The sequence below is a fragment of the Mycobacterium sp. 141 genome, from assembly GCF_000382405.1.
GTDB lineage: Bacteria > Actinomycetota > Actinomycetes > Mycobacteriales > Mycobacteriaceae > Mycobacterium.
On record NZ_KB908255.1, the window covers coordinates 402,879 to 416,440 of the forward strand.

A 13,562-nucleotide genomic window follows, 5' to 3' on the forward strand; every position below is an offset into this window, starting at 1 on the left:
TTGTCCTGCTCGGTGTGGTTCGGCGGTCAGACGCCGCTACTGTGGACGCCGTGACCGGACCCACCGACTCTGCCGACTCGTCATCGGAAGACTCCGTCAACACCGATTCCGAGACGCCCAAGCCGGATCCCGGCGCAGCTGAAGTCACTGAAGAAGACCCCAAACCCAAGCGGTCCTCGCTGCGTGAGGGTGCCATCCTGGTGACCATCGCGATTGTCCTGTACTACGTGATGCTCACGTTCGTCGCCAGGCCGTACCTGATTCCGTCGGAGTCGATGGAACCGACGCTGCACGGCTGCAGCGGCTGTGTCGGCGATCGGATCATGGTCGACAAGGTCACCTATCGGTTCTCCCATCCGAGCCCCGGTGACGTGGTGGTGTTCAAAGGCCCGCCGTCGTGGAACATCGGCTACAAATCGATCCGCTCGGACAACGCCGCCGTGCGTTGGGTGCAGAATGTGCTCTCCTTCGTCGGTTTCGTACCGCCCGACGAGAACGACCTGGTCAAGCGGGTAATCGCGGTCGGCGGTCAGACGGTCGAATGCCGCGCAGATACAGGTCTGACTGTCGACGGCAAGCGACTCCACGAGCCATACCTGGACCCGGCCACCATGAACGCCGATCCGGCGGTGTACCCGTGCCTCGGCAACGAGTTCGGTCCGCTCACCGTGCCGCAGGGCCGGCTGTGGGTGATGGGCGACAACCGCACCCATTCGGCCGATTCCCGGATCCATTGCGCGAATGTGCCCGCCGATCTGCAACGCGGCGTGCATTGCACCGGGGATCCGAGGGCCGGCACCGTACCGGTGGACAATGTGATCGGAAAGGCCCGATTCATCGCCTGGCCGCCGAATCGCTGGGGTGGCGTCAGCGACGTGAATCCGCAGACCGCCTCGTAGGACTCGTAGGAGCTGTCCCAGTGCCGGCATCGTGGCCACCTCGAACGGTGATCCGGAAGGCCTCGGGCCTGCGGACCCTGGAGTCCGCGCTGTACCGGAACGGGCTGGGACCCGTCGCCGGCGTGGACGAGGTGGGCAGAGGTGCCTGTGCGGGCCCGTTGGTTGTGGCCGCATGTGTGCTCGGGCCGAACCGGCTGGAGAGCTTGGCGGCTCTGGACGATTCCAAGAAGCTCGGCGAGAAGGAGCGGGAACGCTTGTTTCCGTTGATCCGCCGCTATGCGCTGGCCTATCACGTGGTGTTCATTCCGTCGGAAGAGGTGGACCGCTGCGGCGTGCACGTCGCCAACATCGAAGGCATGCGGCGCGCGGTGGCCGGGTTGTCGATGCGGCCGGGTTATGTGTTGTGCGACGGATTCCGGGTACCTGGTCTGGCTGTGCCGTCCCTTCCGGTGATCGGTGGTGACGGAGTTGCCGCGTGTATTGCCGCCGCCAGCGTACTGGCGAAGGTCAGCCGCGACCGGCTGATGGTGGAGATGGAACGTGAGCATCCGGGCTACGGGTTCGCCGACCACAAGGGTTACAGCACGCCTGCGCACACCGCGGCGTTGGCGGAGCTGGGGCCGTGTGTGCAGCACCGCTACTCGTATGTGAACGTGCGGCGGGCCGCAGAGACGGCTGGCGTGTGGCGGGCGTGAAGTTTGGGGGATCAGTGCGACGTGATGAGCTCGGGTGGGGAATGATGGAACGCAACCTAGACGAAGGACAGCAGAGTTTATGAGTGCCGAGGATCTCGAGAAGTACGAAACCGAGATGGAGCTCTCGCTGTACCGCGAATACAAGGACATCGTCGGACAGTTCAGCTACGTGGTGGAGACCGAACGGCGGTTCTACCTGGCCAACAGTGTCGAGCTGGTGCCGCGCAATGCCGATGGTGAGGTCTATTTCGAACTGAGGTTGGCTGACGCGTGGGTGTGGGACATGTACCGGCCGGCCCGGTTCGTCAAGCAGGTACGGGTCATCACCTTCAAGGACGTCAACATCGAAGAGGTCGAAAAGCCTGAGCTGCGGCTGCCGGAGTAGCCGACGCGGTCAGGCCGATTCGGTGTGTAGGTGTTGATCGAAAAACGCGAACACGCGGTCCCAGGCGTCGGCGGTGGCCGCCTCGTTGTACCCGAATCCAGTGACCCGCAGGAGCGGTTGAGCCGGTAGCTGATTGGCGAAGGCGTGTCCGGCTTCGGGGTACACCTTGATGTCGGACGTGATGTTCTTGGCGGCGACAATCCTGCGTAGCCGTGCCGGGGCGCCGATGCCCAGCGGGTCGCGGTGGCCGAAGCTGGCCACGACCGGGCAGGACGCGTCGAGGGTCTCGTCGAGCCGCCGCGGCAGGGGAGTGCCGTAGAACGGCGCCGATGCGGCGAAGCCCTTGGGACCCATGAGAAGTGCGAATTGTCCGCCCATGCAGAAGCCGGCGATGCCGACCGTTCCGGTGCATTCCGGCAGGGACCGTAGGTGATCCCGGGCGGCAAGGATGTCATCGAGCGTTCGGCCACGTTGACTCAGCAGATCGCGCATCACCCGCGTGATACACCGCGCCCGGCCGCCGCGGGCGTACAGGTTCGGGGTCAGTGCGAGGTAGCCGGCTGCGGCGATGCGTTCCGATATCGACTCGTTGTCGGGTGCGTAGCCGATGCCGTCGTGGACCACCACGACACCCGGCCATGGCCCGTTGCCTTCCGGCCGGTCCAGTAGCGCGTCGATGGGGCCGTCGGAGGTGTCGAGACTGATCGTCGTCACCCTTGCCAACCTAATCGCGCGGTTCAGGTCCCGCAGAACGTGCGGTAGGCGCCGAAGTCGGCCGGTGCGGGTGCTGCGTAGCGCTGCAGGCCTGGCTGCTCGTCATACGGCGTCGACAGTGCTACCAGCAGGTCGTCCAGCGGGGTCAGTTCGCCACTGGTAGCCGCGGCCAGCGCCTCCTCGACCAGATGGTTGCGGGGGATGTAGATGGGATTGACGCGGTCCATCGCATCAGGCCGCGGGTCGAGTGCACGCCAGCGCGTCAACCAATCGTCGAACCCGTCGGGCCCGGCGAACAACTCCTGCGTCGGAGTGATGTTGCCCCGCCCTGCTCCGGCGAGGCTGCGGAAGAACGACGTGTAGTCGACGCGGCCGGATTTCAACAGCGTGAGCAGATCGTCGACCAGGCCGGTGGCCTGCTCGTGCGAAACACCTTCCGGCAAACCGAGTTTGGCCCGCATTCCGGCCAACCACGCGTTCTGGAATCGGATGCGGAACCCGGCGAGCGCGTCGGTTGCCAGCGCCGCTGCCCGGTCGCCGTCCTCGGCGATCAACGGCAGCAGGGTTTCGGCGAACCGGGCGAGGTTCCATTGGGCCACCGCGGGCTGGTTGCTGTAGGCGTAGCGCCCGCCGTGATCGATCGAGCTGAACACGGTCGCCGGGTCATAGGCCTCCATGAAGGCACACGGGCCGTAGTCGATGGTCTCGCCCGAGATGGTCATGTTGTCGGTGTTCATCACACCGTGGACGAAGCCGACCAGCATCCACCGTGCCACCAGCTCCGCCTGCACCGCGACGACCGCTTCGAACAAGGCCAGATACGGGTTGTCGGCTGTCGCGGCGTCGGGGTGGTGGCGGGCGATGGCGTGGTCGGCCAGGCGCCGCAGCACGCCGGGGTCGCCGGTGGCCCGGCCGTAGGCGGCGGCGTACTGGAAGCTGCCGACCCGCAGATGACTGGCTGCGACCCGGGCCAGCACGGCCCCCGGCTGGCGGGTTTCGCGTAGCACATCGCGTCCGGTCGACGTCACGGCCAGCGACCGCGTGGTCGGGATGCCCAGTGCATGCATGGCCTCGCTGACGACGTACTCGCGCAGCATGGGCCCGACCACAGCCAGGCCGTCGCCGCCCCGCGCGAACGGCGTGCGTCCAGAACCCTTGAGATGCAGGTCGCGGAGCTGCCCGTCGCTATCGACGAGTTCGCCGAGCAGCAATGCGCGGCCGTCGCCCAGCCGCGGTACATAGCCGCCGAACTGATGGCCCGCGTAGGCCTGGGCCACCGGGCGGGCACCTTCGGGAACCGTGACACCCAGCAACAGTTCGATGCCGTCGGTGCTGTGCAGCCACGCGGGGTCGAGGCCTAGTTCGGTGGCCAGTGCCTCGTTGAGTACCAGCAGCCGAGGTGACGGCGCGGCCTCGGCCTGCCACTCAACGGCCAGTTCAGGCAGCTCGCGGGCGAACCAGTTGTCGAGCACGACAGCCGGTTTCACGCCCGTCACAGGTCGCCCAGATCGTCGGGGACGTCAACGGCGTAGCGCTGAAGGACGTCAAGGGACACGACGTCGAGCGTGCGTTCATGGGTCGCGGCCAGCACGACGGGGGCAGCGCAGCCGTCATGATGGGCCCGTAACCAGTTGACCGCGGTGACACACCAGCGGTCCCCAGGTTTCAGGCCGGGGAACCGGAAATGTGGCGCGGGCGTCGACAAGTCGTTTCCGATCGATCGCTGATGGTCGAGGAATTCGGCGGTCACCACCGCGCAGATGGTGTGGCTGCCCGCGTCGGCCTCGCCGGTCGAACAGCAGCCGTCGCGGTAGAAGCCGGTGAGGGGATCGGTGCCACACTCATCCAGCGGGCCGCCCAGCACGTTGCGATCAGCCATCGCACCAGTATCGCTCGTCGTTTCCCGTCCTCCGTCGCAGGCCGGGAATCAGGACAGCGAAACGGACACGTGCTCCGGTCAGCGACGTGCCGCTGTTCACGAACGGCGACCAGAATCGCACCAGATCTCGCAGGCAGGAGTTGATGCCACCGTCGATGTGCCGGATTCGCTGAGCGATGTCCACGACGACCCCAGCTCAGCGCGGAACGGCGCCACCATCAAGACCGGCGACGGCACCGCGATCTTCACCAACGACGGCGGCGCCGCGCGGCGCTTTCAGAACGAGGTCGAGGTGTGCATGGTCGGCATCAACCTGGGCTTCCCGCAGAACGGGTAATCCCGGATTGCTGTGTGGCCCAGCCGGACAACCCTTCGCCGGACGGGCCATGCAACTGGAGAAGGAACGGCAATCGACCCCCAGCTGCTGCGAGCATAAGTGAGAGACTTGACCATGACTTTGACTGACGAGTCCACCCTGCTGCCCAACGGATTGACCGTGCAGGCGGCCCGCGCCGAGGCTGCGCGTACCTACGAGCTCGACCGTGTGCACGTGTTCCACTCCTGGTCCGCGCAGGCCGAGATCACCCCGATGACGATCACCGCATCGCAGGGATCGTATGTCTGGGACGGTGACGGTAACCGGCTGCTGGATTTTTCCTGCCAGCTGGTCAACACCAACATCGGTCATCAGCACCCCAAAGTCGTTGCCGCCATCGCCGAACAGGCCGCCAAGCTGTGCACGGTGGCCCCGCAGTACGCCAATGACGCGCGCTCGGAGGCAGCGCGGCTGATCGCCGAGCGCACACCGGGCGATCTGAACAAGATCTTCTTCACCAACGGTGGCGCCGACGCCATCGAGCACGCGGTGCGCATGGCCCGGCTGCACACCGGACGGTACAAGGTGCTCACCCGGTACCGCTCCTACCACGGTGGCACGGAGACCGCGATCAACATGACCGGCGACCCGCGCCGGTGGCCCAACGACCACGGCAACGCCGGCATCGTGCACTTCTTCGGGCCGTTCCTCTACCGCTCGCGCTTCCATGCCGCCACCGAGGCCGAGGAGGCCGAGCGCGCGCTGGAGCACCTCGAGGAGACCATCCGCATGGAGGGTCCGTCGACCATCGCCGCCCTCGTGCTGGAGTCCATCCCGGGTACCGCGGGCATCATGATCCCGCCGCCGGGGTACATCGCCGGCGTGCGTGAGCTGTGCGATCGCTACGGCATCATGTACATCGCCGACGAGGTGATGGCCGGCTTCGGGCGCAGCGGAAAGTGGTTCTCCGTCAACCACTTCGACGTGGTACCGGACCTGCTCACCTTCGCCAAGGGCGTCAACTCCGGGTACGTACCGCTCGGCGGCGTCGCGATCAGCCCGGCCATCGCCGAGACCTTCGACCACCGCGCCTACCCGGGTGGGCTGACCTACTCGGGTCATCCGCTGGCCACCGCGGCCGCCGTCGCCACCATCAACGCGATGGAGGACGAAGGCATGGTCGACAACGCCGCGGCCGTCGGCGCCGAGGTGATCGCGCCCGGCCTGGCCGAGCTGGCCGCCAAGCATCGCAGCATCGGTGAGGTGCGCGGTACCGGTGTGTTCTGGGCCGTCGAGCTTGTTGCGGACCAGCAGACGCGCGAACCGCTGGCCCCGTACGGCGGTTCGAGCCCGGCGATGAACGCGGCGATCGCGGCGTGCAAGGCCAATGGTCTGCTGCCGTTCGCCAACTTCAACCGGATCCACGTCGTGCCGCCTTGCAACGTCACGGCCGACGAGGTGCGCGACGGTCTGGCGATCCTGGACAAGGCGTTCGACGTCGCCGACGAGTACACCCGCTGACTTCCCGTCCGACGCCCGGCCGGGACCGGGTGTCCGATTGTGACGCCTGCCTGTGGATGTGTTGAAGTGCCATATCCGAGCCGGCTTGGCACACTTATCCTCGTGCGTTCACATGCCCAGTGCTGGCTTACCGATATGGATGGCGTCCTCGTGCACGAAGACGCCGCGATTCCCGGCGCCGATGAGTTTCTGCAGACGTTGGCCGACAAGGAACGACCGTTCCTGGTTCTGACCAACAACTCGATCTTCACGCCGCGAGATCTAGCGGCCCGGCTGCTGCGCTCGGGCCTGTCGATACCCGAGTCCGCCATCTGGACGTCCGCGCTGGCGACAGCGGCGTTCCTCGACGATCAATTGCCCGGTGGGTCCGCCTACGTCATCGGCGAGGCCGGGCTCACCACTGCGCTGCACGAGGTCGGCTACACCCTCACAGATACCGATCCCGACTTCGTGGTGCTGGGCGAAACCCGCACCTATTCGTTCGAGGCGATCACCAAGGTGATCCGGCTGATCATCGGTGGCGCCCGGTTCATCGCTACCAACCCCGATGTCACCGGCCCGTCGGCGGAAGGCCCGCTGCCGGCGACGGGGTCGGTGGCAGCGATGATCACCAAGGCCACCGGCCGCGAGCCCTACTTCGTCGGCAAGCCCAACCCGATGATGTTCCGCAGTGCGCTCAACCGGATCGCGGCGCATTCGGAGAGCACCGTGATGGTGGGGGACCGGATGGATACCGACGTGGTGGCTGGTATCGAGGCCGGGCTCGACACCATTCTGGTGTTGACCGGTTCCACCCAGGTGGACGACATCCAGCGTTATCCATTCCGGCCCAGTCGCGTGCTGCCGTCGATCGCCGAGGCGATCAGCCTCATCTGAACCGGTCCACCGCGACCGAGCCACATCGCGTTCAGGAGGTCGGGTGACCGAGTCCATCGACGAGTATTTCACCGCCACCGTTTCGGGCTGGCCCGATATCGAGGTCACCGAGGCCGGTTGCGGGCTGACAGTGCCGAATGCGTTGGTGCTCTTCGATGCTCAGCTGGCCAGCCGCCACCTTGACCTGGCGGCCCGCTGGTTGCGGTCGCAGGGCAAGGGGTTTTACACCATCGGCTCATCCGGGCATGAAGGCAACGCCGCCGTTGCCGCCGCACTACGGCCCACCGACCCGGCGCTGCTGCACTACCGATCCGGCGGTTTCTATCTGGCCCGGGCCGCGCAGGTGGGCGGATCGGATCCGGTGCGCGATGTGTTGCTCGGCCTGGTTGCGGCGACCGAGGAGCCGATCTCGGGCGGACGGCACAAGGTGTTCGGCCGCTACGACTTGAACATCATTCCGCAGACCTCCACCATCGCCTCGCACCTGCCGCGCGCGGTCGGGGTGGCGTTCTCGATCGCCCGGGCCCGCAAGCTCGGCGTGGCCTGTCCGTGGCCGGAGGACGCGGTGACGGTGTGCAGTTTCGGCGACGCGTCGGCCAACCACTCGACCGCCGTCGGTGCGATCAACGCAGCGCTGCACGCCTCCTATCGAGGACTGCCGATGCCGCTGCTGTTCGTGTGCGAGGACAACGGAATCGGGATCAGCACACCGACGCCGCGCGGCTGGGTGGAACACGCCTACGGGCATCGCGAAGGACTGCAATACTTCGCCGCCGACGGTTGCGATCTGGCCGACGCATACGGCACTGCGGCCGCCGCTGCCGACTGGGTGCGCAGCCAACGCCGGCCGGCCTTTCTGCACCTGAGCACCGTGCGACTGATGGGGCATGCCGGCTCCGATTACGAGCCCGGGTATCGCCGGCCCGCCGAGATAAGCGCGGACTTCGACAGGGACCCGGTGCTGAGAACGGCTGAACTCCTTGTGGCGCAGGGGATCCTGACACCGGATCGGGTGCTGGAGCGGTACGAGGCCATGCGCACCGAGGTGGTCGAGCTGGCCCGCGAACTCGCCGAATATCCTCAGCTCGACTCCGTACACGCGGTGACCCGGCCGCTGGCCGATGTCATCGAGGCGGCGCGCGCGGTGTCGGTCACGCCGCCGGCGGGCGAGCCGAATCTGACTGTGGCCCTTGCTATCAACCGCGCGCTACACGATGTGCTGGCAGCCCATCCCGAGGCCATCGTGTTCGGGGAGGACGTCGCACGCAAGGGCGGGGTGTATGGAGTGACGCGCGGCCTGCAGGCCGCCGCGGGCCCGGCCCGGGTGTTCGACACCCTGCTGGACGAACAGACCATTCTCGGACTGGCCCTCGGCGCGGGGATCTCGGGCCTGCTGCCGATCCCGGAGATTCAGTACCTGGCTTATCTGCACAACGCGGCCGATCAGATCCGCGGTGAGGGCGCCACGCTGCAGTTCTTCTCCAATCGGCAGTATCGCAACCCGATGGTGGTGCGTATCGCGAGCTACGGCTACCAGAAGGGATTCGGCGGGCACTTCCACAACGACAACTCGATCGCCGCGATCCGCGATATCCCCGGTGTGGTGATCGCGTCGCCGGCGCGCCCCGACGACGCAGCGGCCATGCTGCACACCTGCGTCGGTATCGCGAAAGCCAGTGGGGCGGTATGCGTTTACCTCGAACCCATCGCGCTGTATCACACCCGCGACCTGTACGTCGACGGCGACGGGGAATGGTTGTCCGACTATCCGGCGCAACCGGTCGGGCTCGGCCGGGCCCGCACCTACGGCGAGGGAACCGACCTGACGATGCTCACCTTCGGCAACGGGCTGAGAATGAGCCTGCGCGTCGCCCGGCGCCTGGCCGGCCTCGGCGTCAACGCCCGCGTGGTCGACCTGCGCTGGCTGGCCCCGCTGCCGATCGAGGACATGCTCGCCGAATCCGACGCGACGGGCCGCGTGCTCATCGTCGACGAGACCCGCCGGACCGGCGGCGTCGGGGAGGGCGTGCTGGCCGAGCTACTGGCGCACGGCTATTCCGGGCAGGTGGCGCGAGTGGCCAGCAGCGACAGCTTCATCCCGCTGGGTGACGCCGCGCTGCAGGTACTGCTCTCCGAGGACACCATCGAGGCCGCGGCGGTGGTGCTGGCCGCTGCACCGCAAAGACACACCGATTATTCAGCGCCCTCCCGCTAGCCCATCAACCGAATTCGACCAACGTGGTCGGGGCTCGAAACCGCGCCAGGCAGCGGGTCCGGTAGGCAAATGCAGCAGCATGGCGGAGCAGCTTGCCTCGCCCCGCAGGCATCCGGAGTTCTCGTACGGCCCGAACGCCGGGAAGCGCGCGCAGTTCATCGTATTGGCCGGCGGTGAACCAGAATGGCATCGCCGGCGCCGTGTACTGTTTGCTGAGTCTGATGCCGCGGCGCTGCGAATAGTGGCTCAGAAAGCGCGGGACACTGTCGAAGATCAGCTGTCCACCCGGAAAACGTCTGGCGCACATACCAATGAGCCCGAACACAGCGTCGCGATCCAAATACTGGAACAAGCCCTCGGCGGTGATGAGCATGCCGTTGGTGTCGTCGACGTGGTCCATCCACGAATGATCGAGCGCGGATTGCGCGAGATAGCGCAGCCGTTCGGAAGATGGCAGCGATTCCTCGCGTAGCCGCACGATCGGTTCAAGGTCTACCGACAGCCAGGTCACCGCGCCGTTGTCGATACGCCAGAAGCTCGTCTGCAGCCCCTCGGCCAGGGCGACGACCGTTGCCCGTGGGAATCGCGCCAGGTAGTCGCGAGAAGCGTTGTCGAACACCAAGGCTCGCAACGCCGTCGCCTGATGGGTGCGGCCGAAAGCGCAGTAGTCATAGCCAAGATTGTCACGGAGGCTGATCGCCATCGGGTCATCGATGATGCCGTCGGGCCGCGCGGCTTCGGTCGCCCGCTGATGCAGCGTCAGCAGCGCGGTTTCCGAAACACCATTCAGATGACGGGCGTCGATCACTGGCATATGTCCACCGTACTAGCCGCAGATCGTCCCCGGTGACTGTGCTGGTGTGTCGAGAACCGCTGCCGCCGCGGCGTTATCGAGCACATCAGCGAAATCTCCGGGAACTTTCTGGACGCGGCGGCCGACTAACGGACCGAAGGACGGCTAGCGCGACGCACCCGACATCGACGGGTGCAGCGTTGCCGAGAGGAGGTGATGCGGTGACAGTGCCGATCTGGCTGGCTGTCCCGCCCGAAGTGCATTCAGCCTTGCTGAGCACCGGCCCGGGTCCTGGCCCGTTGATCGCGGCGGCAGCGCAGTGGCAGGCCCTGAGTTCTCACTACAGTGCGGCAGCGGTGGAACTCACCAGGCTTCTGGCAGAGATCCACGTCAGCAGCTGGCAAGGGGCCAGTGCCGTACAGTATGTCGCCGCCCACCTGCCCTATCTCGCGTGGCTCGAACAGATGTCGGTGGACAGCGCTGTGACCGCCATCCACCATGAAACAGTCGCCGCCGCGTACAGCAGCGCCGTGGCGGCGATGCCCACACTCGGGGAACTCACCGCCAACCATGTCACGCGCAGCCTGCTGGTCGCCACCAATTTCTTCGGAATCAACACGATCCCGATAGCCCTCAACGAGGCTGACTACGTCCGAATGTGGTTGCTGGCCGCCGAGACGATGACTGCTTACGAGGCCGTCGCAAGTGCCGCGGCCGCAGCGATGCCCGTATCTGCACCCGCACCCGCGATTCTTCAGCCCGGCGGTGAAGTCCGGAGCGGGCAGCAGAACACGCCGAACCCGACATCGGGTGGTCTGTTCGACGACGTCGTGAAGTTCATCTCGGAGCTGGGCAGCCCGCAGCAGATCGAACAACTCCTCCAAGGCTTTCAACAGTTTTTCGAGCAATTGGGTTTCAATCCCGCGGAGGCCGCGGCACTTGCCGCGATCGCACTGGTGTTGTACGACATGCTGTGGTATCCGTACTACGCCTCCTACGCTTTGCTACTGGCCCCGCTTTTCGCCCCGGCGCTCAGCGCGTTGAGCGCCCTGGGCGTGCTGGCCCATCTGCAGAATCAGCAGCCCGACCCGGGTACTTCACCGACTCCAGCACCGGCGAACAACCCGCCCGGCCGCATCGAGTCGAACATCAAAGCGGGCACGACGTCGGCCTCAGCCGAAGGCTCCGGCGGAGCACCTCAGACGGGCAGCCCGGCGACAGGCACTCCCGTGCCCCCCTCGGGCAGCTCCGTGGCCCTGTCGGCAGTCAGTTATGCCGTCCCGGGTCTGCAGCCACCAGAGGAAACCTCGGGCCCCACCATCAACGGGCAGGCCCGCGACTATGTAGCGCAGGCACTTTCAGCACCGGGCGCAGCACGGTCGGTAATCGCGGCGCGCGGTCGGCGCAAGCGCGCCGGCAGTGCCCGTGATCGAACCCGCGGCCACCGCTACGAATTTCTCGACGCGTCAGCAGATTCGAAGGCAGTCGGCGACCTGGGCGGCGCCGCACCGATATCGACCTCACCGAGCCGGCAAGGAGCCGGCGTGCTCGGGTTCGCGGGCACCGTCGCGGTCCCGACTGCCGCATCCGCTGGCGGGTTGGGCATCTCGCAAGACTCGGGAGGTTCAGTTCCCATGCTGCCGACCAACTGGCGAAACGACTTCGAGGAAGACCACGAATAACTGGAACTTCCCGAGAGTTTCATCCGACTACTTCAAGGGTCGCCACTCGATGAAGTCGAACTCGTTGCGTCCGACCAACACGATCGCCAGCGGGTCTCACCTAGCTACCCCCATACCGGGCCCACCGACCAAGGAGAACAGATGACCCTCAACGTCAAAGGGGAGGGACTCGGGGCGCAAGTCACGGGTATCGATCCGGAGAATCTCGATGACATCACCACCGAGGAAATCCGGGAAATCGTCTACCGGAACAAGCTCGTCGTTCTGAAAGACGTTCATCCAACGCCCGACCAGTTCATCAGACTGGGCCGCATCATCGGAGACATCGTCACCTACTACGAGCCCATCTACCATCACAAGGATCACCCGGAGATCTTCGTCTCCTCGACCGAAGAGGGCCAGGGCGTGCCAAGGACCGGCGCGTTCTGGCATATCGACTACATGTTCATGCCCGAACCCTTCGCATTTTCAATGGTGGTTCCGCTGGCCGTACCGGGACGCGACCGCGGGACATATTTCATCGACCTCAACAAGGTGTGGGAATCCTTGCCTGCGACGCAGCGGGACCCGGTTCGCGGCACATTCGCCACCCACGATCCGCGCCGGCACATCAAGATTCGTCCCCGCGACGTGTACAAGCCGATCGGTGAGATCTGGGACGAGATCACCAGGACCACTCCGCCGATCAAGTGGCCGACCGTGATCGAACACCCGAAGACCGGGGAAGAGATCCTCTACATCTGCGCATCGGGGACCACGAAGATCGAGGATGACGACGGAAATGTCCTGGAACCGACCGTCCTTCGAGAACTCATGACTGCGACGGGGCAACTCGACCCCGATTTCAGTTCACCGTTCATCCATACCCAGTACTACGAGGTCGGCGATGTTGTGTTGTGGGACAACCGAGTTCTGATGCACCGTGCGAAACATGGAACGGCTTCGGGAACTCTCACCACTCATCGGCTGACCATGCTGGACGGTCTCCGGACCCCGGGGTACGCGGCATGAGCACCACCGAAATGACGGCTTGGACGGAGACCGGGCAGGCGATCACGGATATCGCCGCCATCCCCGAAGAGTTGCTCGTCAAGGTACTGGAGCCCTATTCCTACAAGGGATGCCGTTACCTCCTCGACGCAGAGTACAAGGCTACGAAGAGCTCCGTGTTCGCTCAGGGCAACTTCAGCATTGCCGAGCCGGCTTACATCCGCGACACGGGCCATTTCAACGCCGCCGAGTGGGTCCTGTGCTTCAACCAACTGGCCTACAGCGCGTTCGCGCCGGCCATCGTCAACGAGGAAATCCCAGAACTCCGCGGATGGTCGATCGAGGACTACTTCGATTACCAGCTCCCCAGCATGTTGATCAAGGCCACGGTGGCACGGTTCAGACGACCGATCAAGGCCACGAAGTTCTCGGCACGCTTGTTGTGCAAGGACTTCGAGGTCGTCGAACGTAGGGTTCGGTATCTCAAGATTCCGTGTGCCATCGAGTTCTGGGACGAGCACGGGGGCGCCGCGTCCGGCGAAGTAGAGCTCGCGGCACTCAACATCCCATAACGCGGGTAGGGAGAGAAAACACAAC

14 protein-coding genes are annotated in these 13,562 nt (G+C 65.5%); 10 read left to right on the top strand and 4 right to left on the bottom strand.

Going from position 1 to position 13,562, the window contains the following annotated elements; translation table 11 throughout:
• The first annotated feature begins 5 nt into the window (after positions 1-5).
• The 3 genes from lepB to H276_RS0102060 all read left to right on the top strand — a co-directional run bounded on the left by lepB (position 6) and on the right by H276_RS0102060 (position 1,979).
• Entirely contained in the window at positions 6-899 is an 894-nt protein-coding gene (gene lepB, locus H276_RS0102050) for a signal peptidase I (RefSeq protein WP_369758389.1), read from the top strand.
• Positions 900-919: 20 nt separating this feature from the next.
• Complete coding sequence (locus H276_RS22430; protein ID WP_051111360.1) at positions 920-1,594, top strand: ribonuclease HII; 675 nt, start codon at positions 920-922, stop codon at positions 1,592-1,594.
• Positions 1,595-1,673: 79 nt separating this feature from the next.
• The gene (locus H276_RS0102060) at positions 1,674-1,979 is read left to right on the top strand and encodes a DUF2469 domain-containing protein (protein WP_018600763.1); all 306 of its coding nucleotides are present in this window, start codon (positions 1,674-1,676) and stop codon (positions 1,977-1,979) included.
• A 9-nt stretch (positions 1,980-1,988) separates the two neighbouring features.
• Here H276_RS0102060 and H276_RS0102065 read toward each other — a convergent pair whose 3' ends face one another.
• The 3 genes from H276_RS0102065 to H276_RS0102075 are packed head-to-tail and all read right to left on the bottom strand — an operon-like array spanning position 1,989 to position 4,572.
• On the bottom strand, positions 1,989-2,693 hold the full coding sequence (locus H276_RS0102065; protein ID WP_019969645.1) for a dienelactone hydrolase family protein: 705 nt from the start codon (positions 2,691-2,693) through the stop codon (positions 1,989-1,991).
• Positions 2,694-2,716: 23 nt separating this feature from the next.
• Positions 2,717-4,189 carry a YdiU family protein gene (locus H276_RS0102070; RefSeq protein ID WP_019969646.1) on the bottom strand — a complete coding sequence of 491 codons (1,473 nt, stop codon included), beginning with the start codon at positions 4,187-4,189 and terminating at the stop codon, positions 2,717-2,719.
• Positions 4,186-4,572, bottom strand: coding sequence for a DUF2237 family protein (locus tag H276_RS0102075; RefSeq protein WP_019969647.1), 387 nt, complete (start codon positions 4,570-4,572; stop codon positions 4,186-4,188). The genes H276_RS0102070 and H276_RS0102075 overlap by 4 nt, the downstream gene beginning before the upstream one ends.
• Before the next feature lie 157 nt (positions 4,573-4,729).
• Here H276_RS0102075 and H276_RS24440 point away from each other — a divergent pair, with 157 nt between their 5' ends.
• The 4 genes from H276_RS24440 to H276_RS0102095 all read left to right on the top strand — a co-directional run bounded on the left by H276_RS24440 (position 4,730) and on the right by H276_RS0102095 (position 9,500).
• Positions 4,730-4,909: a hypothetical protein gene (locus H276_RS24440; protein WP_019969648.1), complete on the top strand. Its 180-nt coding sequence runs from the start codon at positions 4,730-4,732 to the stop codon at positions 4,907-4,909.
• Between the two features lie 114 nt (positions 4,910-5,023).
• Complete coding sequence (locus H276_RS0102085; RefSeq protein WP_026356486.1) at positions 5,024-6,409, top strand: aspartate aminotransferase family protein; 1,386 nt, start codon at positions 5,024-5,026, stop codon at positions 6,407-6,409.
• A gap of 102 nt (positions 6,410-6,511) precedes the next feature.
• Positions 6,512-7,285, top strand: a complete 774-nt coding sequence (locus tag H276_RS0102090) for an HAD-IIA family hydrolase (protein ID WP_026356487.1) — start codon at positions 6,512-6,514, stop codon at positions 7,283-7,285.
• 43 nt (positions 7,286-7,328) lie between these two features.
• Positions 7,329-9,500 (top strand): thiamine pyrophosphate-dependent enzyme, encoded by a 2,172-nt coding sequence (locus H276_RS0102095; RefSeq protein WP_019969651.1) that lies wholly within the window; start codon positions 7,329-7,331, stop codon positions 9,498-9,500.
• 4 nt (positions 9,501-9,504) lie between these two features.
• Here the strand turns inward: H276_RS0102095 and H276_RS0102100 are convergent, their stop codons facing one another.
• Positions 9,505-10,314, bottom strand: a complete 810-nt coding sequence (locus H276_RS0102100; protein ID WP_019969652.1) for a class I SAM-dependent methyltransferase — start codon at positions 10,312-10,314, stop codon at positions 9,505-9,507.
• 200 nt (positions 10,315-10,514) lie between these two features.
• Here H276_RS0102100 and H276_RS0102105 point away from each other — a divergent pair, with 200 nt between their 5' ends.
• The 3 genes from H276_RS0102105 (at position 10,515) to H276_RS0102115 (ending at position 13,537) form a co-directional block, all read left to right on the top strand.
• Complete coding sequence (locus H276_RS0102105; protein ID WP_019969653.1) at positions 10,515-11,975, top strand: PPE domain-containing protein; 1,461 nt, start codon at positions 10,515-10,517, stop codon at positions 11,973-11,975.
• Positions 11,976-12,116: 141 nt separating this feature from the next.
• Positions 12,117-12,986, top strand: coding sequence for a TauD/TfdA family dioxygenase (locus H276_RS0102110; RefSeq protein WP_019969654.1), 870 nt, complete (start codon positions 12,117-12,119; stop codon positions 12,984-12,986).
• On the top strand, positions 12,983-13,537 hold the full coding sequence (locus H276_RS0102115) for an FcoT family thioesterase (protein WP_019969655.1): 555 nt from the start codon (positions 12,983-12,985) through the stop codon (positions 13,535-13,537). The genes H276_RS0102110 and H276_RS0102115 overlap by 4 nt, the downstream gene beginning before the upstream one ends.
• The last annotated feature ends 25 nt before the right edge of the window (positions 13,538-13,562 follow it).

Bases quoted from the DNA above. Each gene is read 5' to 3' on its own strand.
- H276_RS0102060 (WP_018600763.1), top strand. From the start codon at position 1,674: ATGAGTGCCGAGGATCTCGAGAAGTACGAAACCGAGATGGAGCTCTCG.
- H276_RS0102075 (WP_019969647.1), bottom strand. From the start codon at position 4,572: ATGGCTGATCGCAACGTGCTGGGCGGCCCGCTGGATGAGTGTGGCACC.
- H276_RS0102085 (WP_026356486.1), top strand. From the start codon at position 5,024: ATGACTTTGACTGACGAGTCCACCCTGCTGCCCAACGGATTGACCGTG.
- H276_RS0102100 (WP_019969652.1), bottom strand. From the start codon at position 10,314: ATGCCAGTGATCGACGCCCGTCATCTGAATGGTGTTTCGGAAACCGCG.
- H276_RS0102110 (WP_019969654.1), top strand. From the start codon at position 12,117: ATGACCCTCAACGTCAAAGGGGAGGGACTCGGGGCGCAAGTCACGGGT.
- H276_RS0102115 (WP_019969655.1), top strand. From the start codon at position 12,983: ATGAGCACCACCGAAATGACGGCTTGGACGGAGACCGGGCAGGCGATC.